The organism is Arthrobacter sp. YAF34 (assembly GCF_052113245.1).
Lineage (GTDB): Bacteria > Actinomycetota > Actinomycetes > Actinomycetales > Micrococcaceae > Arthrobacter.
In genome coordinates, this window is sequence record NZ_JBFRCV010000003.1 from 72,366 (window position 1) to 99,284 (window position 26,919).

The 26,919-nt window shown below is 68.9% G+C and carries 20 protein-coding genes; 6 read left to right on the forward strand and 14 right to left on the reverse strand.

Features of this window, described 5'->3' with window-relative positions:
* Positions 1-24 precede the first annotated feature (24 nt).
* From tsaB to AB4Y72_RS04780, 4 genes are all read right to left on the reverse strand, one after another.
* Positions 25-696: a tRNA (adenosine(37)-N6)-threonylcarbamoyltransferase complex dimerization subunit type 1 TsaB gene (gene tsaB, locus AB4Y72_RS04765; protein WP_441425028.1), complete on the reverse strand. Its 672-nt coding sequence runs from the start codon at positions 694-696 to the stop codon at positions 25-27.
* On the reverse strand, positions 696-1,322 hold the full coding sequence (tsaE, locus tag AB4Y72_RS04770) for a tRNA (adenosine(37)-N6)-threonylcarbamoyltransferase complex ATPase subunit type 1 TsaE (protein WP_441425029.1): 627 nt from the start codon (positions 1,320-1,322) through the stop codon (positions 696-698). The genes tsaB and tsaE overlap by 1 nt, the downstream gene beginning before the upstream one ends.
* Positions 1,319-2,539, reverse strand: a complete 1,221-nt coding sequence (alr, locus tag AB4Y72_RS04775; protein ID WP_441425030.1) for an alanine racemase — start codon at positions 2,537-2,539, stop codon at positions 1,319-1,321. The genes tsaE and alr overlap by 4 nt, the downstream gene beginning before the upstream one ends.
* Positions 2,540-2,941: 402 nt before the next feature.
* The gene (locus AB4Y72_RS04780; protein ID WP_441425031.1) at positions 2,942-4,033 is read right to left on the reverse strand and encodes a carbohydrate kinase family protein; all 1,092 of its coding nucleotides are present in this window, start codon (positions 4,031-4,033) and stop codon (positions 2,942-2,944) included.
* Between the two features lie 184 nt (positions 4,034-4,217).
* Between AB4Y72_RS04780 and AB4Y72_RS04785 the strand changes: the two genes are divergently transcribed.
* Entirely contained in the window at positions 4,218-5,615 is a 1,398-nt protein-coding gene (locus AB4Y72_RS04785) for a family 4 glycosyl hydrolase (RefSeq protein WP_441425032.1), read from the forward strand.
* Positions 5,616-5,629: 14 nt separating this feature from the next.
* On the opposite strand, the gene AB4Y72_RS04790 is transcribed toward AB4Y72_RS04785, so the two are convergent.
* On the reverse strand, positions 5,630-6,157 hold the full coding sequence (locus AB4Y72_RS04790; RefSeq protein ID WP_441425033.1) for a GNAT family N-acetyltransferase: 528 nt from the start codon (positions 6,155-6,157) through the stop codon (positions 5,630-5,632).
* A gap of 168 nt (positions 6,158-6,325) precedes the next feature.
* On the opposite strand from AB4Y72_RS04790, the gene mshA reads away from it, so the two are divergent.
* From mshA to AB4Y72_RS04805, 3 genes are all read left to right on the forward strand, one after another.
* The gene (mshA, locus tag AB4Y72_RS04795; protein ID WP_441425034.1) at positions 6,326-7,591 is read left to right on the forward strand and encodes a D-inositol-3-phosphate glycosyltransferase; all 1,266 of its coding nucleotides are present in this window, start codon (positions 6,326-6,328) and stop codon (positions 7,589-7,591) included.
* Positions 7,592-7,678: 87 nt separating this feature from the next.
* Positions 7,679-9,391: a formate--tetrahydrofolate ligase gene (locus AB4Y72_RS04800; RefSeq protein ID WP_441425035.1), complete on the forward strand. Its 1,713-nt coding sequence runs from the start codon at positions 7,679-7,681 to the stop codon at positions 9,389-9,391.
* Between the two features lie 178 nt (positions 9,392-9,569).
* Positions 9,570-10,529, forward strand: coding sequence for a hypothetical protein (locus tag AB4Y72_RS04805; protein ID WP_441425036.1), 960 nt, complete (start codon positions 9,570-9,572; stop codon positions 10,527-10,529).
* A gap of 183 nt (positions 10,530-10,712) precedes the next feature.
* Here the strand turns inward: AB4Y72_RS04805 and AB4Y72_RS04810 are convergent, their stop codons facing one another.
* The 8 genes from AB4Y72_RS04810 to glmS form a co-directional block, all read right to left on the reverse strand.
* Positions 10,713-11,798, reverse strand: a complete 1,086-nt coding sequence (locus AB4Y72_RS04810) for an inositol-3-phosphate synthase (protein WP_441425037.1) — start codon at positions 11,796-11,798, stop codon at positions 10,713-10,715.
* A gap of 191 nt (positions 11,799-11,989) precedes the next feature.
* The gene (gene mgrA, locus AB4Y72_RS04815) at positions 11,990-13,027 is read right to left on the reverse strand and encodes an L-glyceraldehyde 3-phosphate reductase (RefSeq protein WP_441425038.1); all 1,038 of its coding nucleotides are present in this window, start codon (positions 13,025-13,027) and stop codon (positions 11,990-11,992) included.
* Between the two features lie 5 nt (positions 13,028-13,032).
* The gene (treZ, locus tag AB4Y72_RS04820) at positions 13,033-14,820 is read right to left on the reverse strand and encodes a malto-oligosyltrehalose trehalohydrolase (RefSeq protein WP_441425039.1); all 1,788 of its coding nucleotides are present in this window, start codon (positions 14,818-14,820) and stop codon (positions 13,033-13,035) included.
* 50 nt (positions 14,821-14,870) lie between these two features.
* Positions 14,871-17,198, reverse strand: coding sequence for a malto-oligosyltrehalose synthase (treY, locus tag AB4Y72_RS04825; protein WP_441425040.1), 2,328 nt, complete (start codon positions 17,196-17,198; stop codon positions 14,871-14,873).
* Entirely contained in the window at positions 17,195-19,435 is a 2,241-nt protein-coding gene (glgX, locus tag AB4Y72_RS04830) for a glycogen debranching protein GlgX (RefSeq protein ID WP_441425041.1), read from the reverse strand. Before glgX ends, treY begins: the two co-directional genes overlap by 4 nt.
* A 91-nt stretch (positions 19,436-19,526) precedes the next feature.
* Positions 19,527-21,053 carry an NAD(P)H-hydrate dehydratase gene (locus tag AB4Y72_RS04835; protein ID WP_441425042.1) on the reverse strand — a complete coding sequence of 509 codons (1,527 nt, stop codon included), beginning with the start codon at positions 21,051-21,053 and terminating at the stop codon, positions 19,527-19,529.
* Between the two features lie 68 nt (positions 21,054-21,121).
* Positions 21,122-21,469 carry a holo-ACP synthase gene (locus AB4Y72_RS04840; protein WP_018773713.1) on the reverse strand — a complete coding sequence of 116 codons (348 nt, stop codon included), beginning with the start codon at positions 21,467-21,469 and terminating at the stop codon, positions 21,122-21,124.
* Positions 21,470-21,473: 4 nt separating this feature from the next.
* On the reverse strand, positions 21,474-23,366 hold the full coding sequence (gene glmS, locus AB4Y72_RS04845; RefSeq protein ID WP_441425043.1) for a glutamine--fructose-6-phosphate transaminase (isomerizing): 1,893 nt from the start codon (positions 23,364-23,366) through the stop codon (positions 21,474-21,476).
* Positions 23,367-23,511: 145 nt separating this feature from the next.
* Here glmS and coaA point away from each other — a divergent pair, with 145 nt between their 5' ends.
* Together coaA and AB4Y72_RS04855 are read left to right on the forward strand one after the other, a co-directional pair.
* Positions 23,512-24,477: a type I pantothenate kinase gene (gene coaA / locus AB4Y72_RS04850; RefSeq protein ID WP_441425044.1), complete on the forward strand. Its 966-nt coding sequence runs from the start codon at positions 23,512-23,514 to the stop codon at positions 24,475-24,477.
* Between the two features lie 5 nt (positions 24,478-24,482).
* Positions 24,483-25,421 (forward strand): M15 family metallopeptidase, encoded by a 939-nt coding sequence (locus AB4Y72_RS04855; RefSeq protein WP_441425045.1) that lies wholly within the window; start codon positions 24,483-24,485, stop codon positions 25,419-25,421.
* A 36-nt stretch (positions 25,422-25,457) separates the two neighbouring features.
* On the opposite strand, the gene glmM is transcribed toward AB4Y72_RS04855, so the two are convergent.
* Positions 25,458-26,819, reverse strand: a complete 1,362-nt coding sequence (gene glmM, locus AB4Y72_RS04860) for a phosphoglucosamine mutase (protein ID WP_441425046.1) — start codon at positions 26,817-26,819, stop codon at positions 25,458-25,460.
* Positions 26,820-26,919: the final 100 nt, after the last annotated feature.

Below are 26,919 nucleotides of genomic sequence, written 5' to 3' on the forward strand. Positions count from 1 at the left end.
CGGGCGGCGTGGCTGGTCCCGCGCTCACAGGGCACGCTTCCGTGGTCCAGGCACCTGGGCGTCGGACTCCCGGAGGTACAGCGGGGTGGAGTCCAGGAGCTGCTCCCCCGCCGCGAGCCGGGCGAGTGCGAACTGGCCCAGCGAGAGGGCCTCGGGCTGCCGGGTGCTGAATTCGGCGACGGCCTTGACGACGTCGGAGTAGAGTCCGGCCCCGGCGCCGTAGACGGGCAGGTCAGGCAGGTCCGCGGCGAACCCCACGTGCGGGCCGTCAGCCAGATGCGGCAGCTGGGCGTCGGAGAGGGTATACCGGGCCCAGTACACTTCCTTGCGGCGCGCGTCGGTGGCCACAATGAACTCCGCGGCCGAGTCGGTGGATTCGGCCACCTCCAGGGCGATCGCGTCCAGGCTCATGACGCCGTAGAGCGGCTTGTCCCAGACAAAGGCGAGCGTGCGGGCGGTGACGATCCCGGAGCGCAGCCCCGTGAACGGTCCGGGACCGACGCCGGTGACGATTGCGTCGACGTCGTGGCCGCTGACGCCGGCCTCGGCCAGAAGCGCGTCGATTCCCGGCGCCAGGACCTCCGCGTGCGTGCGCGTGTCCGCCGTGGCGAAGCTGGCCAGCACCGATTCCGGCGCGTCATCGGAGACCAGAGCGGCACTGGCGACGGCAGAGGTGTCGATGGCAAGGATCAGCATCAGGAGTTCCGTTCCGGGGTCTGGGGCAGCGTCTCGGGCAGGCGGCCCGGCAGTGCCGGCGGTTCGGCCCAGCGCGGGCCAAAGCCGCGGATCACGACGGTCCGCGGCTCGTCGTCGTCGTCCGTGTCGAAATCCAGCACGCTGGCATGGGTGGCGGGATCTGCGGGCTCCGCTTGCTCCGCGGCGGGCAGGCCGCCGGCGCCTCCCCGGGTACGGTGAAGCTCCACCTCAAGCCGGCTGTCGCTCAGGTGTTCCACCCGGTCGCGGCCCCATTCGACCACCGTCACGGCGCTGTCCATGGTGTTTTCCAGGTCGATGTCATCGATTTCGGCCGCCGACTCCAGCCGGTACGCGTCCACATGCACCAGGTCCGGACCGCCCGGGCGGGGCCCCTCCGGCAGATTGGGGTGGATGCGCACCAGGACGAACGTCGGTGAAATGATGCCGGACCGGACGCCCAGTCCCTCGCCCAGCCCCTGCGTGAAGGTGGTCTTCCCGGCGCCCAGTTCGCCGGTGAGGATCAACAGGTCCCCGGTTTCCAGGACGGCGCCCAGCGCGGCGGCGAGCGCATGCGTCTCCGCCGCCGTCCTCACCTCCAGGCTCCGTTCCCACACGGGGGCGCTCACGGCTGCTCTTCGCCAGCGGTGGGCTCTTCGTGGAGGTAGCGGCGCGGCACGCGGGGGCTGATGCGGGTGACGATCTCGTAGTTGTTGGTGCCGGCGGCCCTGGCCCAGTCATCGGCCGTGGGTCCGCCGTCGGCGCCGTCGCCGAACAGCACAGCCTCCGCGCCGAGGATGCTGGGACCCCCGGCTGCCACGTTGCGGGGTCCGAGGTCGATAACCATCTGGTCCATCGCGATGCGTCCCACTACCGGATAGTTCACGCCTTCGACCTGGACCGGGCCGCCGGTGGCGACGCGCGGGACGCCGTCGGCGTAGCCCAGCGGGATGAGCCCGAGCGTGCTGACGCCGTCCGTGCGGTAGTTCAGTCCGTAGGAGACGCCTTGCCCGGCGGGGACGTCCTTGCAGTGCGACACCACCGTGCGGACCGTCATGGCCGGACGCAGTCCGAGCTCGGCCGGGCTTTGCCCTTCGAACGGGGACAGCCCGTAGAGGCCCAGGCCCACGCGGACCAGGTCAAAATGGGTGTCGGGCCTGGAGAGGGTGGCCGGGGTGTTGGCCAGGTGGCGGACCTCGGGATCCACGCCGGCGTCCTGGGCGACGGCGAGGCTCTGCCTGAACGCGGCGAGCTGCTCGTCGGTCTCGGGCCGGTCGGGTTCGTCGGCGACGGCGAGGTGGGAGAAAATACCCACCACCCGGAGCAGGCCCTGGTCCTGGTGTTCCATGGCCTCCCCCACGAGGCTGTCCCAGGCGTCGAGGGTGGCGCCGTTGCGGCCGAGTCCGGTATCGACCTTCAGGTGGATGCGGGCGGGCCGTTCCTGTTCGCGGGCGGCGGCCACGATCCGGTCCAGTTCCCAGCCCGAGCATCCGATGTCGACGCCGGCGGCCACGGCGGCGGCGAAGTTGCTGTCCGGGGTGTGCAGCCACGCCAGCAGCGGCGCCTCGATCCCCGCGGCGCGCAGGGCGAGGGCCTCCGAGATGTGGGCTACGCCCAGCCAGCTAGCTCCTGTGCCGAGGGCCGCCCGGGCCACCTGGACGGCACCGTGGCCGTAGGCGTCGGCCTTGACCACGGCCATGACCTTCGCGGGTGAGGCCACCGCCGCGAGGTGGCGGACGTTGTGCCTGATGGCCTCGAGGTCGATTACTGCGGAGCGTTCCTCTGCGCGGACCGGCGCTGCCGCCGGATCAGACACGAGGCCGCCTGTTGCTGCTTGGTAAGTCACCTAACGATTCTAGGCGCGGCGCCGCGGGCCGAATAATCCGCGGCGCCCTCCACCGCTGGGCATGCCCTCCCGCCCCGTGGGACATGCCCATTCTTCGCGCCAAGGACCGGACATAACGGGCACAGGCCCAGCCCTTGGCCTCAGCACGGGACATGTCCAGTGGTGAACAAGCCCCTGGCCCACCGCCCCGCGGGACATGCCCATTCCTCGCGCCAGGGACCGGACATAACGGGCCCATGTCCACCCCTTGGCCTCAGCACGGAACATGTCCAGTGGTGAGCAACTCCCCCTGGCCCACCTCCCCGCGGGACATGCCCATTCCTCGCACCAGGGACCGGGCACAACGGGTCTATGCCCATTCCTTGGCTTCAGCGAGGGGCATGTCCATCGCTGCGGGGCCGGCTACGCGTCGGACAGGTGCGCGATGGTCGCCGTCGCCCGCCGCTGCGCCCCGGGCGGAATATCCCGCATGATCTCTTCCAGGAAGCTGTAGCGGCGCAGCCATTGACTGCCTTGCCGTTCCTTCCGGGCGTTGGCCCGCTTCCACCAGTCGGCAATGTCCCCCCAGCCGGGAGCGGCCAGGGAGCCGCCGACCTCCTGCACCGCAAGGGCCGCGCAGAGATTCGCGAACCGCAGCCGGTCACCGAGCGGCCAGCCGGCCAGGCAGCCCACGATGAAGGCCGCACCGAAGCAGTCGCCCGCACCGGTGGGGTCGTAGGCCCGGACGGGCAGGGACGGGACCCACTCTTCCTCCCCGGTTTGCGAATCCACGGCCATGGCCCCCTGGGCACCGAGGGTGACCACCGCCACCGGCACCCTGTCGGCCAGCAAATACAACGCGGACCAAGGGTCGTCGCGGCCCGTGAAGTTCATGGCCTCGTGCTGGTTCGGCATGAAAGCGTGGAAGTACTGCAGGTTATCCAGCCGGGCCGGGGACCACGCGCCGGTGGGATCCCAGCCGACGTCGCCGAACAGCCGGACACCATTCTTATGCGCGTCGAGGGCCCACGGCTCGAGCTCCTCCCCCAGCTCCGCAACCGCTGCGAGCGCCGGCGGCGGGCAGCCGATGAGCTCGGTGGAGGACACGGGCGCCGGGTGGCCGTGCGTCACCATGGACCGGTCCTTCTCCACACTCAAGGACACCGTGACGGGCGAATGCCAGCCGGGCACCCGCCGGGACAGCGAGAGGTCCACGTGTTCCTGGGCGTCCAGGATCTTCCAGTTGTAGTCCCCGTAACCGTCGTCGCCGAACGCGGCGGCCAGCACGGTCCGCAGTCCCAGCCTGGCGGCGGCAATCGCCTGGTTGGCGACACCGCCGGGGCAGCTGCCCATGCCGTCGCTCCAGATCTCCGTCCCGGGCTGGGGTGCGTGCGGCAGCCCGGTGAAGATGATGTCCTGGAATACGGTGCCGGTCAGGAGCAGGTCGAACCCGTCCGCGGCCGTGCTGCGGACGGCAGACAACGGGTCAAAACGCCGCGCCGGGATCGCGTCCATATACGGCACACTACGCTGTACCGCCGTCGAGCGGAACCGCCGCAGGGCCCGCCCCGGTCGCTTGCCTCCGGACACCAGACGGACCCCAGACGGACCCCAGACCGCCGCCCGCCGGCGCCTCCCATCGGCACGCAAAGCCAGTGCCTGAACGAGCGGGGAATTGGGCGGGGAATAGACTGTCGGCATGCGGCTCACCATCGCCGGCGGGGGCGGATTCCGGGTCCCCCTGGTCTACCGGGCGCTCTCTGCCGGCCCTTTCGCGGGGCTGGTGCGGGAGCTGGTGCTCTACGACGTCGACGCCGGCCGGCTGGCCGCCATCGAAACCGTCCTGGCCGCCCTTGCCCAGCAGGGGCCGCCGGGGGCCGGCCCGCGGATCCGCGCCGCATCGACCCTCCCCGAGGCCCTCGACGGCGCCGACATGGTCTTCGCCGCGATCCGGCCAGGCGGCACCGCCGGGCGGACCGCCGACGAGCGGATCGCGCTGGACCTGGGACTCCTGGGCCAGGAAACCACCGGCGCGGGCGGCATCTCCTACGCCCTGCGGTCCATTCCGCCGATGCTGCGGCTGGCCACGGAAATGCGGAACCGGTGCCCGGACGCCTGGCTGCTCAACTTCACCAACCCCGCAGGCATGGTCACCGAGGCGCTCGTCCCGGTGCTCGGACCCAGGGTGATCGGGATTTGCGACTCCGCCAGCGGCCTCGTGCACCGGGCGGCGCGGGCAGCCGGAGTCACGCTGCCGGCAGGCAGGCTCGACGGTGTGGGCTACTACGGCCTGAACCACCTGGGCTGGCTGTACCGCCTGGAGTCCGGGGGCCGGGATGTCCTCCCCGGACTGCTGTCCACCCCTGCGGCGCTGGCGGGGTTCGAGGAGGGCCGACTGTTCCCGCCCGGGTTGCTGGCAAGCCTGGGCTGCCTGCCGAATGAGTACCTCTTCTACTACTACGAGACCGCCCGCGCGGTGGCCGGCATGCGCGGCGCGGACCTGACCCGGGGCGAGTCCATCGCCCGGCAGCAGGCCGACCTCTATCCGCGGCTGGCTTCCGCCGGACCCGACGCGTTTGCGCTCTGGGAGGCGGCCCGCCGGTCGCGCGAGGAGGGCTATCTCGCGGAAGCCCGCACTCCGGGCGAGCGCCGGGACGAGACCGACCTCGCCGGCGGCGGCTACGAGCGGGTGGCCCTGGCGGCCATGCGCGCCTTGTCCGGCGCCGGCGCGGCCGAGCTGATCCTCAACACGGTCAACGCCGCCCCCGGCTCGGCTCCGGACGCCGTCGCCGCCAAGTCCGCGGTGCCGGGACTGCCGGCGGACGCCGTCGTCGAGGTTCCTTGCAAGGTGACGTCCGACGGCGCGGTGCCGCTTCCGCAGGATCCCCCCGGACCGGCCCAGCTGGCGCTCATGCTCCGGGTCAAGGACGTTGAACGGCTCGTGGTGGAGGCGGTGACGGCCGGCCGCCGGGAGGCAGCCCTCGCCGCGTTCGCCCGGCATCCGCTCGTGGATTCGGAGGCCCTCGCTGCCGAACTGCTCGCCGGGTACGAGGCGGCGTTCCCGGAACTGGGCAGCCTCTGGCACAACGGCTCGTGAGGAGCCGGCGCCCGTTACAGCTTGCGGAACATCACGTGCAGTCCCACGTAGCCCAAGGTGGGGTGGTTGAAGGCCTCGGGAATGGTGGCGAGCACCTCGAAGCCCATGGATTTCCAGGCTGCTACGGCCCGCACGTTGCTTGCCACGACGGCGTTGAACTGCATGGCCCGGAAGCCGGCATCGCGGGCCGCGTCGAGTGAATAGGCGCAGAGGGCCCGGGCCAGCCCGCGGCCGGACTGGGCCGGATCAACCATGTAGCCTGCGTTGGCGACGTGGCTGCCGCCGCCGCCCTGGTTGGGGTGCAGTTCGCCGGTGCCAAGAACCGCGCCCGTGTCGGAGGTAACGGCGACGAACGTCTGTCCCGGCGCCTGCTTGAACCAGCGCGAGCGGGCCTCGCCCTCGGCGGTGTCCCGGTCCCATGTGAAGGTCTCCCCCGCCCGGATGACGGGTTCCAGGATCGCCCAGATGCCGGGCCAGTCCTCCGGGCGGGCCGCACGGATTTCCCAGCCGGCTGCGGGTTGCGGTTCTGTGGAGTCGTTCACAGCGGCCACGTTAGCAGTCCGCGCCGGCCTGCGGTCTGCCGGGAACGGGCTCGTGGCCGGCCCGGCGAACCGACTCGGGCGCAGTCCTGTGAGCCGGCCGGCACTTCAGGAGTAATGTTTTATCGACATGCATTTGGCAGAGGGAAATCTGCAGGGGAAAGGGGAACCGTGTCGCTGATCCGCCGCGTGGCTTTCCTTTCCCTGCACACCTCGCCCATGGAGCAGCCCGGCTCCGGCGACGCCGGCGGAATGAACGTGTACGTCAGGGCGCTGGCCGCGGCCCTCGCCGAGACCGGCGTGGAAGTGGAGATCTTCACCCGGTCCACCTCGGCGTCGCAGCCCGCCGTCGAACACCCGTCCCCGGGCGTGTGCGTGCACAACGTCCTGGCCGGTCCGCCGAGGAAGCTGCCCAAAGAGGAACTTCCGGGGCTGCTGCACAGCATGGTCACCGAGATCGACCGGATCCGGCACCTCCAGCCGCACGGCCGGTATGACGTCATCCACTCGCACTACTGGGTGTCCGGGGTGGCGGGGCTGGAACTCGCGGAGCTGTGGCGGCTGCCCCTGGTCCACACCATGCACACCATGGCCAAGGTCAAGAACCAGCTCCTGGAGTCCGGCGAACAGCCCGAGCCGCGGCGGCGTGAGGACGGCGAGCAGCGGATTGTCGACGGCGCCGCCCGGCTGATCGCCAACACCGGCACCGAGGCGGCCGAGCTCGTCTCGCACTACAGCGCCGACATCGACCGCATCGACGTCGCCCCGCCGGGGGTGGACCTCGCCGTTTTCACGCCCGCCTTCAGGAACCGCGCCCGGGCCGGGCACGGCATCGCCCCGGGAAAGTTCCACCTGCTCTTCGCGGGCCGGATCCAGCGGCTCAAGGGCCCGCAGATCCTGATCAAGGCGGCCGCGCTTCTGCGGTCCCGGCGCCCCGACATCGACCTGCAGCTGACCATCCTGGGGGCGGCCAGCGGCGCCAACGACTTCAACCTCAAGGCGCTCATCAGCGCCGCCGGAATGGACGACGTCGCCACCCACCACCCGCCGGTCAACGCCCCCGAGCTGGCTGGCTGGTACCGGTCGGCCGACGTCGTGGTAATGCCCTCCTACAGCGAGTCCTTCGGCCTGGTGGCCCTGGAGGCGCAGGCCTGCGGCACCCCCGTCCTCGCCACGAAGGTCGGCGGACTGTCCCGCGCAGTCCAGGACGGACGCACCGGGATGCTGGTCGAGGGCCACAAGGCCAGCGATTGGGCGGACGCCCTCGAAGCGCTCTTTGATGACTCCCAAACCCGCACCGACATGGGGCGCGCCGCCGCGATCCATGCCCAGGACTTCGGATGGCAGCGCACCGCCGCGATTACCCTGGAGAGCTATCACACCGCCGTGAGCCAGTATTTTGGAAGCCTGACCATCCCGGTGGGCCACACGCCCTGAACCGGACCCGCCCTGACCCCGGGCCGGCAATACCGGACCGGGACCCCGACGACGCCACCAACCGACGCCACGAGCCGAAGGACAACGATGTCTGAGACCACCACTGCCGGGAACAACGTGCCCAGCGACCTGGAAATTGCCCAGCGGGCAGTCATGAAGCCGATCGAGGAGATCGCCGCGGCCGCCGGCATCAACCCGGAGGCGCTGGAGCTCTACGGACCCCACAAGGCCAAGATCGACCCGGCGAAGCTGACCGTCCCGGCGGGTGCCCCGTCACGAACGCCCGGAAAGGTCGTGCTGGTCTCGGCGATGTCCCCCACCCCGGCGGGCGAGGGCAAGTCCACCACGACGGTCGGTCTCGCCGACTCCCTGGCCCGCGCCGGGCACAAGGTGATGATTGCGCTCCGTGAACCCTCCCTCGGCCCCATCCTGGGCATGAAGGGCGGCGCCACCGGCGGCGGCTACTCCCAGGTGCTGCCGATGGACCAGATCAACCTGCACTTCACCGGCGACTTCCACGCCATCACCTCGGCGAACAACGCCCTCATGGCCCTCGTGGACAACCACATCTTCCAGGGCAATGAGCTCAACATCGACCCCCGGCGGATGACGTTCAAGCGTGTCCTGGACATGAACGACCGGTCCCTGCGCGAGGTCGTGATCGGCCTGGGCGGCCCGGTCCAGGGCGTCCCGCGGCAGGACGGCTTCGACATCACGGTGGCCTCGGAGATCATGGCCGTGTTCTGCCTGGCCACGGACCTCAATGATCTGCGTGAGCGGCTGGGCCGGATCACCTTCGGCTATACCTATGACCGGAAGCCCGTCACGGTGGCCGATCTTGGCGTGCAGGGTGCCCTGACCCTGCTGCTGAAGGACGCGATCAAGCCCAACCTGGTGCAGACCATCGCCGGCACCCCGGCCCTCGTGCACGGCGGGCCGTTCGCCAACATCGCCCACGGCTGCAACTCGCTTATCGCCACGCAGACTGCCCGCCGCCTTGCGGACATCGTGGTCACCGAGGCCGGGTTTGGCGCGGACCTCGGGGCGGAAAAGTTCATGGACATCAAGTCGCGGATGGCCGACGTCGCCCCGTCCGCCGTCGTCCTCGTCGCGACCGTCCGGGCGCTGAAGATGCACGGCGGGGTGGCGAAGGACCGGCTCAAGGAACCCAACGTGGAGGCGCTGGCCGCCGGCGTCGCGAACCTTCAGCGCCACATCCGCAATGTCGAGAAGTTCGGCATCGTCCCGGTCGTGGCGGTCAACAAATTTGCCACGGACACCGCCGAGGAGCTCGACTGGCTCCTGGAATGGTGCGCCGCGGAAGGAGTCCAGGCCGCCGTGGCCGACGTCTGGGGCAGGGGCGGAGGCGGCGACGGCGGTGACGAGCTCGCCGCGAAGGTGGCGGCCGCGATCGACGCCCCGCACAGCTTCCGGTACCTGTACCCGCTGGACATGTCCGTCGAGGACAAGATCCGGACTATCGTGCAGGAGATCTACGGCGCCGACGGCGTGGACTTCTCCGTGCCCGCGCTCAAACGGCTGACGGAGATCGAGAAGAACGGCTGGTCCGGGATGCCGGTGTGCATGGCGAAGACCCAGTACTCCTTCAGCGACGACGCTTCCCGGCTCGGCGCCCCCAAGGGCTTTACCGTCCATGTCCGGGACCTGATCCCCAAGACCGGCGCCGGCTTTATCGTCGCCCTCACCGGCGCGGTCATGACCATGCCGGGCCTGCCCAAGGTCCCGGCAGCGATGCGGATGGACGTCGACGCCGCCGGCAACCCCGTCGGCCTCTTCTAACCCACCCGACCCTCCCTCACATCCGGCATCCCCCACCCGACCCTCCCTCACATCCGGCGTGGCCCTACCCGACTCTCCCTCAGGTCCGGCGGGGCGTTTGCCTCTGCCGCCGCGGGCCGATCCGGGACATCTGTGGATAACTTCTGCGCGGCTTTCCAAATAGGTTCAAAATGCCAGCATGGAAAAGCTTCCGAAGCTTCCCGGTCCACTCAGCGCAGCACCGTTTACCATCGCGGATGCTAGGTCCTTGGGAGTGCCGAGAACCAGACTCAGGCACTCCGACGTAATTCACATCAGCCGGGGTCTCTACCGGCCCGCGGATTGGAACTTCGAGCTGGAGGCGGCGGCTCGAGCGTTGGCCGCAGCGTCGTCCGGCGCCTGGATCTCCCACGTCACCGCCGCCAGGCTCCGATGCCAGATATTGCCTCCATGGCTCTCGGACTCGGAGGAGCTACACCTGAGCAAGCCGCGGGCGCTCCCCGAGGTCCGGCGCAAAGGCATCCTCGGACACACGGTTCTTGCGTTAGAGGGCGAGGTCGAAACAGTGGACGGGATCCGGATCAGCACGCGCTCCCGGACGTGGCTCGACCTCGCCCTGCGGTTGGGCCTGCCGGAGTTGGTCTGCATGGGTGACGAGCTGGTGCGGATTCCCCGGCTGGAGTTGGAAGGGCGTAGTGATCCCTTTGCGACCATCGATGAGCTGCGCCGGATGGTGGGCCGTCACCCGAACCTGCAGGGAATCGTCCGCGCCCGTGGGGCACTGGACTTGATGCGCGTGGGCTCGGATTCGGCGCCGGAGACGTTGCTGCGGCTAGCGATGCGCGACGCCGGGCTCCCGGAACCGGAACTGCAGCTCCCGCTGCGACCGGACAGTCCTGCCGCCCCGACGGCGGACCTTGGATATCGCCGTCGGCGGCTGGCGGTTCAGTACGACGGCGGCCACCACCTTCTCCCCGCACAGATCTTCAGCGACCGCCGCCGTGACAAGGCCTTCGAGGCAGCGGGATGGACAGTGCTCGTCCTGACAAAAGATGACCTCGCGGATGGCTTCTCCGGCGCCGTCACCAAGATGAAGCGAATCCTCCGCACCTCATACCTCAGTCCGCCGGCCGCGGCTGGCTTTTCCAGCGCAATCTGAGGCAGCGAGCCCCCGATGCCGGCAAAACGTGAGGGAGGATCGGGTCGGTATCGACCAAAAGTGAGGGAGCGTCTCCGGACCCGATCCGAAAACGACGACGCTCCCCCACCATTGGTGAGGGAGCGTCGGGTTGGAACATGCCAAACGTGAGGGAGCGTCCGGGAGGCAGGCGCGGGGGGCGGGTTAGCGCTCCAGGTCGCCGCGGATGAAGGCCTCGACCTTTTCACGGGCGAGGTCGTCGTTGAACTGTTCCGGCGGGGACTTCATGAAGTAGCTCGACGCCGAAAGCAGCGGGCCGCCGATGCCGCGGTCCAGGCCGATCTTGGCGGCACGGATGGCGTCGATGATCACGCCGGCGGAGTTGGGCGAGTCCCAGACTTCGAGCTTGTACTCCAGGGACACCGGGGCGTCGCCGAAGTTGCGGCCCTCGAGGCGGACGAACGCCCACTTGCGGTCATCGAGCCACTGGACGTAGTCGGACGGGCCGATGTGGACGTCCTTGGCGGCGAGCTCGGCCTCGACGTTGGAGGTCACGGCCTGGGTCTTGGAGATCTTCTTGGACTCGAGGCGGTCGCGCTCCAACATGTTCTTGAAGTCCATGTTGCCGCCGACGTTCAGCTGGTACGTGCGGTCCAGGGTGACGCCGCGGTCCTCGAACAGCTTGGCCATGACGCGGTGCGTGATGGTCGCGCCGATCTGGCTCTTGATGTCATCGCCCACGATCGGCACGCCCGCGGCGGTGAACTTGTCGGCCCACTCCTTGGTGCCGGCAATGAACACCGGCAGGGCGTTCACGAAAGCCACGCCGGCATCGATCGCGCACTGGGCGTAGAACTCGGCGGCCGCCTGGGACCCGACGGGCAGGTAGCAGACCATGACGTCAACCTGGGCGTCCTTGAGGGCCTGGACGACGTCGACCGGCTCCTCCGGGGACTGCTCGATGGTCTCGAGGTAGTACTTGCCGAGGCCGTCCAGGGTGGGGCCGCGCTGGACGGTGACACCGGCCGGCGGGACGTCGGCGATCTTGATGGTGTTGTTCTCGCTGGCCAGGATGGCGGCGGACAGGTCCTGGCCGACCTTCTTGCCGTCGACGTCGAACGCCGCAACGAACTGGACGTCGCCGACGTGGTACTGGCCGAACTCCACGTGCATCAGGCCCGGAACCGTGGCCTGGGGGTCGGCGTCCTTGTAGTACTGGACGCCCTGGACCAGCGAAGCGGCGCAGTTACCTACGCCGACGATTGCAACACGAATCGGATGTGAAGACACGGAACTCCTTTAGAGGACAAGGCTGACCGGCGCGGCCGCACTCTGATGTACTGCACCAGTTTTATGCGGGCGGCTGGCGGACACGGCGCCGTCAGGCGCCCTTAGTAGTCTAGTCAACACCGCCGGGGCCGCAGTTGTTCCCTGCGACCCCGGCGGTGGTGTCAGCTGCGGTGCTCAGCTGGCGGGGCCGGCTACTTCTGGGCCCACAGATTGATGTCGGATTCGACGGCGAACTCATCGATCGCGTCGAGCTCGTCCGCCGAGAATCCGAGGTTGTTGATGGCGGACAGCGTGTCCTCGAGCTGGCGGACGCTGGACGCACCGACGAGGGCGGAGGTCACGGAGGAGCCCTTGCCCTGTTCGCGGAGGATCCAGGCGATGGCCATCTGCGCGAGCGACTGGCCGCGTCCTTCGGCGATCCGCTGCAAACCGCGGACGCGGTTCAGCTTGTCCTCCGTGATGGTGGACTCGTTCAGGGACTTGTCCTGGGCCGCGCGCGAGTCGGCCGGGATGCCCTTGAGGTACCGGTCGGTGAGCATGCCCTGCGCCAGCGGCGAGAAGGCAATGGACCCGGCGCCCACCTGCTCCAGCGCCTCGTAGAGGTTCGGCGTGCCGTTCTCGGTCCAGCGGTTCAGCATGGAGTAGCTGGGCTGGTGGATCAGCAGCGGCGTGCCGAGGTCCTTCAGGATCCGCGCGGCCTCGAGGGTCTGCTCCGGGGTGTAGGAGGAGATGCCGGCGTACAGGGCCTTGCCGGAGCGCACGGCCTGGTCCAGGGCGCCCATGGTCTCTTCCATCGGCGTCTCGGGGTCCGGGCGGTGGCTGTAGAAGATGTCCACGTAATCCAGGCCCATGCGGTTCAGCGACTGGTCCAGGCTGGCCAGGAGGTACTTGCGGGATCCCCACTCGCCGAACGGGCCCGGCCACATGTTGTAGCCGGCCTTGGTCGAGATGATGAGCTCGTCGCGGTACGGGGCGAAATCATCCTTCAGGTGGCGGCCGAAGTTGGTCTCCGCCGACCCCGCCCCGGGGCCGTAGTTGTTGGCGAGGTCGAAGTGGTTGACGCCGAGGTCGAAGGCGCGGCGCAGGATGGCGCGCTGCACCTCGAAGGGCTTGTCGTCGCCGAAGTTGTGCCACAGGCCCAGCGAGATGGCCGGGAGTTTCAGTCCGCTGCGGCCGACGCGGCGGTAGGGCATGGAATCGTAGCGGGTGTCAGCTGCCAAATAAGTCATACGTTCTATCCTGCCTCATTGGTGAGAATGGCGGCGCTGTGGCCCGGAAGCTCGAGCTGTCCGCCGTCCGGCGCGGAGGCATCGAGCCGGACGGCGTCGTCGGTGGCCAGGGCGATGGACCCGCCCCGGACGCCGAGCAACAGGGGCTCGGCTGAGAAATTCATGGCCACCTGGGTGCGCCCGCGCCGGAGCAGGAGCCAGCCGTCCTCCTCGCTGAAGTCCACCTCGGTGCCCTCGAAGCCAAGCCCGGCGAGCTCCGGCGTGGCCCGGCGCAGGGCGATGAGCGCCCGGTACAGCTCCAGGAGCCGGGCGTGGTCCCCTTCCACGGCCTCGGACCAGTTGAGTTTGGACCGCGTGAACGTCTCAGGATCCTGAGGGTCGGGAACGACGGCGGGGTCCCACCCCATGCGTTCGAACTCCCTGATCCGGCCCTCGGCGGTGGCCTTGCCCAGCTCCGGTTCCGGGTGGGACGTGAAGAACTGCCAGGGGGTAGTGGCGCCGTACTCCTCGCCCATGAACAGCATGGGCGTGAAAGGGGACGTCAAGGTCGCGACGGCGGCGAGCGCCAAAGGACCGTATCCCAGCGTCTGGGACAGCCGGTCCCCGGTGGCCCGGTTGCCGATCTGGTCGTGGTTCTGGCTGCAGACCACGAGGGCGGCCGGATGGGCCAGGGACTCGTCGATGGGCCGGCCGTGATGGCGTCCGCGGAAGCTCGAGTAGCTGCCGTCGTGGAAGAAGCCCTTGGACAGGACCTTGGCCAGGGCTCCCAGCGAATTGAAGTCCTCGTAGTAGCCGGTGGTCTCGCCGCTGACGTTGACGTGGACCGCGTGGTGGAAGTCGTCGCTCCACTGCCCGGCCAGTCCGTAGCCGTTGGCGCCACGGGGGTAGAGCAGGCGCGGGTTGTTCAGGTCGGACTCGGCGATCATGGAAGCCGGGCGGCCCGTTTCCGCCGAGACGGCGTCCGCCAGGGCGCCGAAGTCCTCCAGCAGGTGGACGGCGCGCTCGTCCTTGAAGGCGTGCACGGCATCGAGCCGCAGGCCGTCCACGTGGTAGTCCCGCAGCCACATCGCGGCGTTGTCCAGGATGTAGCGCCGGACCTCGTCGGAGTCCGGCCCGTCCAAATTGACCGAGTCGCCCCAGGTGTTGCCCTCCCCGGATTTGAGGTAGGGCCCGAACCGCGGAAGGTAGTTGCCGCTGGGGCCGAGGTGGTTGTACACCACGTCCTGGATGACGCCCAGGCCGGCGGCGTGGGCGGCGTCCACGAAGCGCTGGTACGCCGCCGGGCCGCCGTAGCCCTCGTGCACGGCATACCAGAGGACGCCGTCGTAGCCCCAGTTGTGGGTGCCGTTGAACCCGTTGACCGGCAGGAGCTCCACAACGTCGATGCCCAGCTCCGCCAGGTACTGCAGCTTCCCGGCAGCGGCGTCCAGGGTTCCCTCCGGGGTGAAGGTGCCCACGTGGAGTTCGTAAATGACGGCGCCCTCGAGCCCCCGCCCCGCCCACTGGCCGTCAGCCCATTGGTGCTGGCCGGCGTCGAACGTGCGGGAGAGGGCGTGCACGCCCTCGGGCTGGCGCCGGGACCGCGGGTCCGGCAGCGGTGTGGGGTCCCCGTCCACGAGGTAGCCGTAGTCGACCTCCCCGGAGACCGGCGCCCCCGGAGCGGTCCACCAGCCGGGCGCCTCACCGCCTCGCCGGTTCATGTCATACATCCGGCCGCCGGCGAGCAGTGTCACGCCGGCCGCCCGCGGTGCCCAGAGGTCGAAGCGTTCGGTTCCGTGGTCAGGCAAGGTCATGGCTTTCTTCCGTTCCCCAATGTCGATGCTTATCGGTGCTAAAAAGTTGCTTAGGCCACCGGCGCCAGGAGGGCCACGGGATAGTCCCGCAGGACCTCCCCGACGGCCACGCGGCCGGGGCCATAGGTGTTGCCGGTCAGCTCATCGGTCATGGCCGAGGCAAGCTGGATCGCCGTGTCCTGCCACCCGCCACGCTGCTCGAGGCCGCGCGGAAGCCGGGTGGCGAGCGTCACCGCACCCGGGGCCGAGGACGTTCCGCGGTCAAAGGCGAGCAGGTGCGCAGCAGCGGCGCCGGTGGCGGTGACCGGGGTGTACCCGGTAAACAGCTCCGGCCGGTCCCGCCGCAGCCGCAGGGCCCGGGAGGTGACCAGGAGTTTCGCCGCGTCGTCCAGGTACGACGCCGGACGCTCGCCGGCGTCGAGCGCGGCGAGGGCGCGCTGGCGCTCACCGAAGTCGAAGGGCCGGCGGTTGTCCGGATCCGTCAGCGAGCGGTCCCAGAACTCGGTGCCCTGGTACACGTCCGGCACGCCGGGCATGGTGAGCTGCACGAGCTTGGCGCCGAGCGAGTTGACGGCCCCGTACGGCGCCAGCAGGGCCACGAGGGATTCCAGCTCCGCCGTCACGGCCGGGTTGTCGAAGGCGGCGTCGACGGCGGCCGCGAGCTTCGCTTCGAAGGCCTCGTCGGGATCAATCCAGTCGGTCGAGTTCCCGGCCTCCCGGGCCGCTTTTTGCGCGTAGGACTGCAGCCGGTCGCGGTCCGCCGGCCAGACCCCTGCCACAGCCTGCCACAGCAGGTTCGCCAGAGGCCCGTCGGGCAGCGGCGCCAGCTTCTGCAGCCGCCGCAGGGACGCCTGCCATTCCGGAGCCAGCTCCGCGAGGACCGAGATCCGGGCGCGGGTGTCCTCGCTGCGCTTCGTGTCGTGGGTGCTGAGGGTCGTCATGGACAAGGGCAGCTCGGCCTGGCGGCGGGCCATCCGGGTGTGGAACTCCCCGGGGGCGACGGCGAATTCCGTGGGGTCGGCGCCGACTTCGGTCAGGGTGCCCAGCCGGGTGTAGCGGAAGAACGCCGTGTCCTCCACGCCCTTGGCCATCACCATGCCGGAGGTCTGCTGGAAACGCAGGCCGAGTTCGGCATCCGCATCGAGCAGGTGCGGAAGCAGGGCCCCGACGGCGTCGGCGAGGTCCGGGCGGCGCCGGACAGCCAGTTCGCACGCCTCCCGGAGCACGTCGGCGCCTTCAGGCAGGTAGCTGCGGTACACCGGGAATGCCGCGATGATCTCGGACAGCGCGTCCGCCGCGGCGTCCTGGGTCAACCCGGCGCCGGCCGGGACCAGCCGTGCCAGCCGGAGCATTTCCGAGTGCAGGATCCCGTCCGTGATCCGGCGTTTGGTCCCCCGGATCATCTCCTCGTAGTCGGCCACCTGGCCGCCGCGCAGCTCGGCGTCGAGCGCGTCCAGCCCGCCTTGGCCGGCGGCGTCGACGAACACCCGGTCCACGTCCGCGAGGGCGTCATAGCCCGTGGTGCCCTCGCACTCGAAGCCGGCGGGCAGGACCTCCCCCGGCTCGAGGATCTTCTCGATCAGGAGGTAGCTGCCGCCGGTGACCTCGCGCAGCCGGTGCAGATAACCCGCCGGATCGGCCAGGCCGTCCGGGTGGTCGATCCGCAGCCCGTCTACGAGTCCGTCGCGGAACCAGCGCACCACTTCCGCGTGGGCTTCGTCGAAGACCTCGGGAAGCTCCACCCGGATCCCGGCCAGGCTGTTGACGGCAAAGAACCTGCGGTAGTTCAGGTCCGTATCCGCCCGGCGCCAGCCAATCAGCTCATAGTGCTGACGGTCGTGGACCGCGCGGGGATCATCGGCAGCGGAGTCACCTGCGGTATAGGTCCCCTCCGCGAGCGGAAAGCGGTGATCGTAGTAGCGCAGTTCCCCGTCCCGGATCTCGAGCGCGTCCAGGTCCGAGTCCTCGCCCAGCACCGGGAGCCTGACCCGGCCGCCGCCGAAGTCCCAGTCGACGTCGAACGCCTGCGCGTAGGGCGACTGCCGCCCCTCCTTCAGGAGCGACCACCACCACGGGTTCTGGGCCGGTGTAGCGACGCCGACGTGGTTCGGCACGATATCCACGAGCACCCCCATGCCCGCCTCGCGTGCCGCCGCCGATGCCGCCAGCAGGCCTTCCGGTCCGCCCCGGTCAGGATCGATGGCGGACGGATCGGTGACGTCGTAGCCGTGGTCCGAGCCCTGCTCGGCGGTCAGGATCGGCGAAAGATAGATCCAGTCCACGCCCAACGACTTCAGGTACGGCACGGCCTGCGCGGCGTCCTGCAGCGTGAAGCCGGGACGGATCTGCAGCCGGTAGGTGGAGACCGGCGTCCTCATTTGGCGGCAGCTTTCGCCGCGCTGGTCACAGCAGCTTCGGCCTGGGCCTCCGCCATCTCCTCCTGGGCGTCCTCATGCTCGGCCATTGAGGCCAGGGATGCGGCCGCAGAGTAATCCACTTCCACCTCGGGCCCGGAGTAGGCGCGGAGCACAGCCATCGACTTGGCCGCCAGCTTCATGGTGGACCCTGCCTTGAGCGGTTCGTCCGTGTCGGCCTGGTCCGCGGTGTCCACGAGGATCTCCCAGAACGGCGAGTACTCGTCGTTGGGCAGCACAAAGTCCACGTTGTCGTCGTGGGCGTTGAAGGCCATCAGGAAGCTGTCGTCGGTGATCCGGCGGCCCCGGGAGTCCTGCTCCTGAATGCCGTGGCCGTTGTAGAACACTCCGATGGTCCGGCCGAATCCGCTGTCCCAGTCTTCCGGCAGCATTCCGGTGCCGTCGGTCTTAAGCCAGACGATGTCGGGCAGCTTCTCGCCCTCACCGCGAACCACCGGCCTGCCGTCGAAGAAACGGCTGCGGCGGAAGATGGGGTGGTCGTGGCGGATCTTGTTGACGAAGGCGGTGAACTCAACCAGCGGCTGGTCCATGGCTTCCCAGTGCACCCAGCTCAGCTCGGAGTCCTGGCAGTAGGTGTTGTTGTTGCCCTGCTGCGTCCGTCCGAGCTCGTCGCCGTGCAGCAGCATCGGGACGCCCTGCGAGAGCAGCAGCGTGGCGATGAAGTTCCGCTGCTGGCGGGCGCGCAAGGTCAGCACGGTGTCGTCGTCGGTGTCGCCTTCCGCGCCGCAGTTCCAGGACCGGTTGTGCGATTCGCCGTCGTTGTTGCCTTCGCCGTTGGCCTCGTTGTGCTTCTCGTTGTAGGACACGAGGTCCCGCATGGTGAAGCCGTCGTGGGCGGTGACGAAGTTGATCGAGGCCACCGGGCGTCGGGCGGAGCTCTCGTAGAGGTCCGCGGAGCCGGTCAGGCGGGACGCGAATTCGCCCAGCGTGGACGGTTCGCCGCGCCAGAAGTCGCGGACGGTGTCGCGGTACTTGCCGTTCCATTCGGTCCACTGCGGCGGGAAGTTGCCCACCTGGTAGCCGCCGGGGCCGACGTCCCACGGCTCGGCGATGAGCTTCACCTGGGAGACGATCGGGTCCTGTTGGATCAGTTCGAAGAAGGTGGAGAGCTTGTCGACGTCGTAGAACTCGCGGGCCAGGGTGGAGGCCAGGTCGAAGCGGAAACCGTCCACGTGCATTTCCGTGACCCAGTAGCGCAGGGAGTCCATCAGCAGCTGCAGCGAATGCGGGTGCCGGACGTTGAGCGAGTTGCCGGTGCCGGTGTAGTCCATGTAGTGCTTCAGGTCGCCGTCGACCAGGCGGTAGTAGGCCTGGTTGTCGATGCCCTTGAAGGACAGCGTGGGGCCCAGGTGGTTGCCTTCGGCGGTGTGGTTATAAACGACGTCGAGAATGACCTCGATGCCGGCCCGGTGCAGCTCGCGGACCATGGCCTTGAATTCCTGGACCTGGTGTCCCACGTCGCCGGAGGAGCTGTAGGTGTTCTGCGGGGCGAAGAAGCCGATGGTGTTGTAACCCCAGTAGTTGTTGAGGCCCTTCTCCACCAGGGTGCCGTCGTTCACGAACTGGTGCACCGGCATAAGCTCGATCGCCGTGACGCCGAGCTTCTTGAGGTGCTCAATGACGGCCGGGTGGGCGACGCCTGCGTAGGTGCCGCGCTGCTCCTCGGGGATTTCCGGGTGCAGCTCGGTCAGGCCCTTGACGTGCGCCTCATAGATGACCGACTCGTGGTACGGGACGCGCAGCTGGCGGTCCCCGTCCCACTCGAAGAACGGGTTGATGACCACACCGTGCATGGTGTGCGGCGCCGAATCAGCGTCGTTGCGCGAATCGGGGTCGCCGAATTCGTAGGAGAAAAGCGCCGGATCCCAGTCGATCTGTCCCTGAATGGCCTTGGCGTAGGGGTCCATGAGCAGCTTGTTCGCGTTGAAGCGGTTTCCGCTTGCCGGATCGTACGGTCCGTGCACCCGGTAGCCGTACTTCTGGCCGGGCTGGATCTGCGGGAGGTAGCAATGCCAGACGTAACCGTCCACCTCGGTCAGCTCGATCCGCGTCTCGCTCAGGTCGTCGGCCAGGAGGCAGAGCTCCACCCGCTCGGCGCGTTCGCTGAACAGGGCAAAATTGGTGCCAGTGCCGTCAAAAGTGGCTCCCAGCGGGTAAGCCGTTCCGGGCCAGACTTCCATGTGTACTCCTCGTGCGTGACGAATATTCTCTAGACAGACTACTTGTAAGTAGGGTTAGTATTTTCCTCTGCGCACTGAAGGCGCCCGATTATTACAGCTGCCGCATCACCTCCGGCACGGCACGGGCAATCGCCGTTGCCGTCACCGGCCCGCCGTGGGAAGCCCGGACGCCTGCCAGACCGTGGACGCTGGCTGCCATCGCCGCGATCGCCGCCCATCGGGCGTCGGGGTCGATGCCATGCCCGCCGAAGCGCCCGACGTCGGCCCCCACCTGGGCCAGCAGCGCACCGATAACGCCCGCCAGGACGTCACCGCTGCCTGCCGTGGCGATCCAGGGGGTGCCCTCGGACTGGCTGAAGAAGTCCTGATAGGGGGACGCCACCAGGGTCGTGGCGCCCTTGAGCAGCACGGTTGCTTCGGTCAGACCCGCAGCCCGCCGCACCGCGCTGAGCGTGGATGCCTCCACCGCGGAGCGGTCCACTGCGGCCCCGAGGCGCTGCAGCAACGTTGACAGTTCGCCAGCGTGGGGTGTCAGGATCACTTGCGGGGCCAGGACATCAGGCAGTGCGGGCAGTGCGCCGGCGTCGGCGATCGTCGGCAAGCCCGAGTCTGCTGCGTCGCGGGCGCGCTGCAGCTGCTGCTCATCCGAGTCGTCCAGTCCGGGGCCGACGAGCCAGGCCTGGACGCGGGAGTCCGCCACGGTGCCGGCGCTGCACACCACCTCGGGGCAGGACTGCCGGACGAGGTCTGCGACGTCAGCCGGCCCGAGGTAGCGCACCATGCCGACGCCGGCCGCCAGGGCGCCCTTGCAGGCCAGCACCGCGGCGCCGGGATAGGCGGCGGAGCCGGCGACCACGCCCAGCACTCCCCTGGTGTACTTGTGCGCCCGCCGCGCCGGGCGCGGCAGCAGGGCGGAAAGGTCCTCAGCCTCAAGCCGCCGCAGGGCCGGCCATGGCAGCGCTGCTTCGATTCCGATCGGAATGACCTGCACGCGGCCGGCAAAGTCCGCGCCGGGGTCCGCGAGCAGGCCAGCCTTGGCGGCGCCGAACGTCACCGTCAGGTCAGCGGCCAGAACCGGCGCGTGCGCCTCTCCTGTGTCCGCGTCGACGCCGCTGGGGATGTCGCAGGCCACCACGAGGGGCGGTCTGGAACCTGCCAGCGCCTCGACCAGCCCGGCGGGCGGCCCCCGCAGGCCGCCCTGCGCCCCGGTGCCGAGGACCGCATCGATCACGACGTCGGCGCCGCCGGCCGTCGCGGCAAGGTCGGCGGCGTTCTCCGCGGTCAGGACCAGAACATGTCCGCCGGCCTGCCGGAATGCGGCCAGCCCGGCGTCGTGCGCAGCGCCGGCGGTGAGCACCGCCGTCGTCCGCATGCCGCGGCGGGCCAGCAGCGCCGCGGCGAAAAGTCCGTCCCCGCCGTTGTTGCCCTTGCCCGCCAGCACGGCCACGCTGGCGCCGTAGAGCCGCTGGCCGCGGCCGCGCAGGGCGCCGACGACGGCGTTCGCGAGGCCGTACGCGGCCCGTTGCATGAGAACAGCGCCCGCACCGGAGCCCAGCCGGTCGTCGAGAAAAGGCTTCTCGGCTTCCCGTATCTGGGTTCCGGTGTAGGCGCTGATCATGGTTTCAGTCCGTTCGCGGTGCGGTCACTGGGGAATGCGGACGCTCGGGTTCTGCCAGGACAGCCGGCTTAGCCTTCGGCGACCACGGTTGCGGTGGCGATCCCGCCGTCGTGGCTCATTGACAGGTGCCACCGTTTGACGCCCTTGGACTCCGCCACGGCCAGCACCGTGCCCTTGACCTGGACGGTGGGCCCGTTCTGGTCCAGCCCGATCCAGCAGTCCTGCCAGTTCATGCCGGCCGGCGCCCCGAGGACCTTGGCCACGGCTTCCTTCGCCGCGAACCGCGCGGCGAGGGACCGGGTGTTCAGTTCCCGCTCGGCAGGAACGAACAACCGGTCGCGCAGTCCCGGGGTGCGCTCGAGCTGGCGCCCGAACCGCTCAATATCTACGACGTCTACGCCTATGCCAACAATCATGGCGTTATTCTACGGTCACGCTCTTGGCCAGGTTGCGTGGCTGGTCCACGTCGTACCCCTTGGCCGAGGCGAGTGCGAGGGCGAAGATCTGCAGCGGAACCGTGGCAAGCAACGGAGCCAGGAGCGTGGGGGTCTCCGGGATGTAGAACACGTGCTCGGCGTAGGCCTTGACGGCCTCGTCGCCTTCCTCGGCGATCACGATCGTCCGGGCGCCGCGGGCGCGGACTTCCTGGATGTTGGAGACCACCTTGGAGTGCAGTGAGTCGCTGCCGCGCGGGGAGGGAACCACCACGAAGACGGGCTGGCCTTCTTCGATCAGTGCGATCGGGCCGTGCTTGAGCTCACCTGCGGCAAAGCCCTCGGCGTGGATGTAGGCCAGCTCCTTGAGCTTCAGCGCGCCCTCCATCGCGACCGGGAACCCGACGTGGCGGCCCAGGAACAGCACGGACTTGGCCCCGGCCATGGATTCGCCGAGGTCCTTGATCTGGGCCTCGTTGTCGAGGATGTGCTGGATCTTGGCCGGGATCTTGCCGAGGTCGGCCAAGACGTCCTTGATCTCGCCCTGGAACTTGTTGCCGCGCAGCTGTGCCAAATAAAGGCCCAGCAGGTACGCGGCGGTGATCTGGGCAAGGAATGCCTTGGTCGAGGCGACGGCGATCTCGGGGCCGGCGTGCGTGTACAGCACGGCGTCGGATTCACGCGGGATGGTGGACCCGTTGGTGTTGCAGATTGAGACCGTCTTGGCGCCCTGTTCCTTGGCGTACCGGACAGCCATGAGGGTGTCCATGGTCTCGCCGGACTGGGAGATGGAAACAATCAGGGTGTTCTCGTCCACGATCGGGTCCCGGTAACGGAACTCGTGCGAGAGTTCGACCTCGGTGGGAATCCGGCACCAGTGCTCGATCGCGTACTTCGCCACCTGGCCGGCGTAGGCGGAGGTGCCGCACGCCAGGACGATGATCTTGTCGACGTTCTTGAGCAGTTCCGGATCGACCCGGAGCTCGTCGAGCGTCAGCCTGCCGTGGATGTCGGAGCGGCCCAGCAGGGTCTGCAGCACGGCGTCGGGCTGGTCGTGGATTTCCTTTTCCATGAAGGACGGGAAGCCGCCCTTCTCCGCGGAGGCCGGGTCCCAGTTGACGTGGTACTCCTTGCCTTCGGCGGGAGCGCCGTAGAAGTCGGTGATCTCCACGGCGTCGGCGGTGATCGTGACGATCTGGTCCTGGCCGAGTTCCACAGCGCGCCGGGTGTAGTCGATAAAGCCCGAGACGTCGGAGCCGAGGAAGTTCTCGCCCTCGCCGAGGCCTACGACGAGCGGCGAGTTCCGGCGGGCGGCGACCACCACGTCCGGCTGGTCGGCGTGGATGGCCAGCAGGGTGAACGCGCCCTCGAGCCGCTGGCAGGCAAGCTGCATGGCGCGGGTGAGTCCGCCCTTGGCAGCGTCGCCGCCCATCTGGTTCCGGTAGATGTCGCCGAGCAGGGCGGCCGCCACTTCAGTGTCGGTCTCGGACTGGAAGACCACGCCCTTGCGCAGGAGTTCCTGCTTGAGTTCGGCAAAGTTCTCGATGATGCCGTTGTGGATCAGCGCCAGCCGGCCGCCGTCGGACAGGTGCGGGTGCGCGTTCTGGTCCGTCGGACCGCCGTGCGTCGCCCAGCGCGTGTGGCCGATCCCCGTGAGGGACTCCGGCAACGGGCTGGCGTCCAGCTCGGCAATGAGATTGCTCAGTTTGCCCGACTTCTTCCGGGAAGAAATGGTGCCGTCGGCAACCACTGCGATGCCCGCAGAGTCGTAGCCCCGGTACTCCAGGCGCCGCAAACCTTCGAGGACAACGTCCAAGGCATTGTGTCCAGCATTTACCCGGCCATCTGAGTGGCCCACATATCCAACGATTCCACACATGGACATAAGCCTAGCGGGTTTGCGGGAGCGAAGACGTGTGACAGGACCGAGGGGACGGCCGAATGCCGCGCTTCGGCACGCCCGTTCCGGCTCCCACCGGCCAGTCCATTTCGCTCTCGGCTCCGCGAAGGGCAGAATCTCTAGGGTGACTTTGCAACGCAATGAAGCGAACGGGGAAGGTGTCTCCCCGTTCGTGGAGCTGGACCGGCAGACCTGGTCCCGGCTCGCTGCCCAGATGGAGCAGCCCCTCAACGAAGAGGACGTGTTCCGCCTTCGCGGCCTCGGCGACCCGCTCGACATGAGGGAAGTGCGCGAGGTTTACCTGCCCCTCTCACGGCTCCTGCATCTCTATGTGGAGGCCGCGGGCCAACTGCACGCAGCCACCACCACGTTCTTGGGCGAAAACACCCAGCGCACACCGTTCGTGATCGGTGTGGCCGGTTCGGTCGCCGTGGGCAAATCTACGATCGCCCGCGTGTTGCGGGAAATGCTGCGGCGCTGGCCGGGCACCCCCAACGTGGAGCTCATCACCACCGACGGTTTCCTCTATCCCCTCGCCGAGCTCAAGCGCCGGCAACTGCTGGAGCGCAAGGGTTTCCCTGAGTCGTACGACCGTCGGGCCCTGCTCCGGTTCGTGAGCGAGATCAAGAGCGGCGCCGAAGAAGTCCGGGCGCCGTGGTACTCCCACGTGACCTACGACATCGTGCCGGGCAAGGAAGTGGTGGTGCGCCGGCCGGACGTGCTGATTGTCGAGGGCCTGAATGTCCTGGCGCCGGCCAGGCCGCGGCAGGACGGCCGGCAGGGCTTGGCCCTCAGTGATTTCTTCGACTTCTCCATCTACGTCGACGCGAAGACCTCCTATATCGAGGAGTGGTATGTGGACCGCTTCCGCAAACTGCGGAGCACGGCCTTCGCCCAGCCGGAATCTTACTTCCACCGCTACGCCACCCTCTCCGACGCCGACGCCGAACAGACGGCCCGTGACATTTGGAAGCGGATCAACGAACCGAACCTGGAGGAGAATGTCCTCCCGACCCGGGGCCGGGCGCAACTGGTTCTCACCAAGGACTCGGACCACTCGATCCGGCGGATGCTGCTGAGGAAGGTCTAGCACGGATGTGCCACAACGGGGGAGGCGAGGCGTTTGTGCGGCGGGGAACCGGCGCGGATGCACCGAGCCGTCGGGTGTTCACCCGGCTCCTGTTGGCGGGCACCGGCCTCGCGGCACTGGCGGCCTGCACGCCCGATCCGGCTGCCGAGCCGGCCGGCACGCCCGGCCCGACACCTGGCCTGAGCCCGGGCACCGGCAGCGCGACGCAGACCGCCACTGCTACGGCGTCGACCTCCCCGCTTCCGGCCAGCCCGGCGCCCGCGACGCCGGCCCCCACAACCACGCCCACACCCACGCGGCCTAAGGCAGCGCCGTCGCCGTCGGCCGCGGCGCCGGGCCCACAGCATTCACTGACGGACCCTGCCAGCCCGTGGGTGGTGGTCAACAAGCACCGGCCGCTCTCCCCCGCCACTTTCGTGCCGCCGGATCTGGCCCGGCCGGCGGTTCGCCTGGCCACGTCGGGCGAGGCGGCGCTGCTGAACAGCACGACGGCGGCCGCGGCGGAGAAGATGTTCGCAGCCGCGGCTGCCGACGGCGTCACCATCACCTTGGCCAGCGGGTACCGTTCCTTCACGACGCAGACGGCCATCTATGGCGGCTACGCGGCGTCCCGCGGCCGGGCCGATGCTGACACCGCCTCCGCCAGGCCGGGCTATTCAGAACACCAGACAGGCTGGTCGTTCGACATCGGTGACGGCGGCGGAGCGTGCAGCTTTCAGCCCTGCTTTGCCCAACAGCCGGCCGCCGTGTGGGCCAAGGCCAATGCCCACCGTTTCGGCTTCGTGGTCCGCTACCCGTGGATGCTGCAAGGGATCACCGGGTATTACTACGAGCCCTGGCACCTGCGCTACATCGGCACTGGGGCGGCCACGGACATGTTCACCCGCGGCATCTCCACATTGGAGCAATACTTCGGCGTCGGGGCCGCTCCCGCCTACCGGTAGGGCCGCAGCGGGTTGCGCGGGTTCTCCCCAGACTGGCTACTCAGAGACGAGAGCCAGCGCGAGCTCGATCCGAACCACCTGGGCCAAGCGTTCCGCGACGCCCTGGGCGGTTTCCAAGTCTCCGGCCTCCACCATCACACGCACTACGGGCTCGGTGCCGGACGGACGCAACAGGACGCGTCCGGTGTCGCCGAGTTCGGCTTCGGCGGCGGCCACAGCCTCCGCCACCGCCGCATCACCCTTCACCCGCGTGCGGTCCACGCCCTTGACGTTAATGAGGACCTGGGGAAGCTTGGTCATCACGGTGACCAGATCCTTGAGCGGGCGCCCGGTATGGGCCACCTGGGCCGCAAGCTGCAAGCCGGTCAGCACGCCGTCGCCGGTGGTGGCGTAGTCGGCAAAAATCACGTGGCCCGACTGTTCGCCGCCCAGGCTGAACCCGCCGTTGCGCATCTCCTCGAGAACGTAGCGGTCCCCTACCCCGGTTTCGCGCAGGCTGATCCCGGCATCGCGGAGGGCGAGCTTCAGGCCGAGGTTGCTCATGACCGTGGCCACAAGGACGTCGTCCTTGAGCTTTCCCGAGGCTTTGAGGGCGACGGCCAGGACGGCCATGATCTGATCGCCGTCCACCTCGTTGCCTTCGTGGTCCACAGCAAGGCAACGGTCGGCGTCGCCGTCGTGGGCGATCCCGAGGTCCGCCCCGTGGTCCAGGACGGCGCGCTTGAGCGGGCCGAGGTGGGTGGACCCGACCCCTTCGTTGATGTTGAGTCCGTCCGGTTCGGCGCCGATGACGATCACGTTGGCGCCGGCGTCCTTGAACACCTGCGGGGAACAGCCGCTGGCGGCGCCGTGGGCGCAGTCCAGGACCACCGTCAGGCCGTCCAGGCGGTGCGGAAGCGTGCCGAGCAGGTGAACGATGTAGCGGTCTTCGGCGTCGGAGAAGCGCTGGATCCGTCCCACCTCGCCGCCGACGGGCCGGAAGGGCTCCTTGTCGAGCTGCACTTCGATGGCGTCCTCGACGTCGTCGGGCAGCTTCTGGCCGCCGCGGGCGAAGAATTTGATGCCGTTGTCCGGCGCGGGGTTGTGGGAGGCGGAAATCATGACGCCGAAGTCGGCGTCGAGGTCCGCCACCAGGTAGGCGGCTGCCGGGGTGGGGAGCACGCCGGCGTCGTAGACGTCGATCCCCGAGCTTGAAAGGCCCGCCTCGACGGCGGCCGCGATGAACTCGCCGCTGGCCCGGGGGTCGCGTGCCACCACGGCGCGCGGCCGGTTCCCGGTCGTGTTGCGGTCATGGCCAAGCACGACGGCGGCGGCCTGGGCCAGCTGCAACGCGAGCTCGGCGGTCAGCAAACCGTTCGCCAGGCCCCGGACTCCATCGGTTCCAAATAATCTAGACATTGACACAACTTTAGTCGATGGCCCAAGCAAGTCCCGCTTTAACGGCGAAAGCCCGCCCCGCCGAGTGGCGGAACGGGCTTTCGTAGAGGCGCTTTGGGCG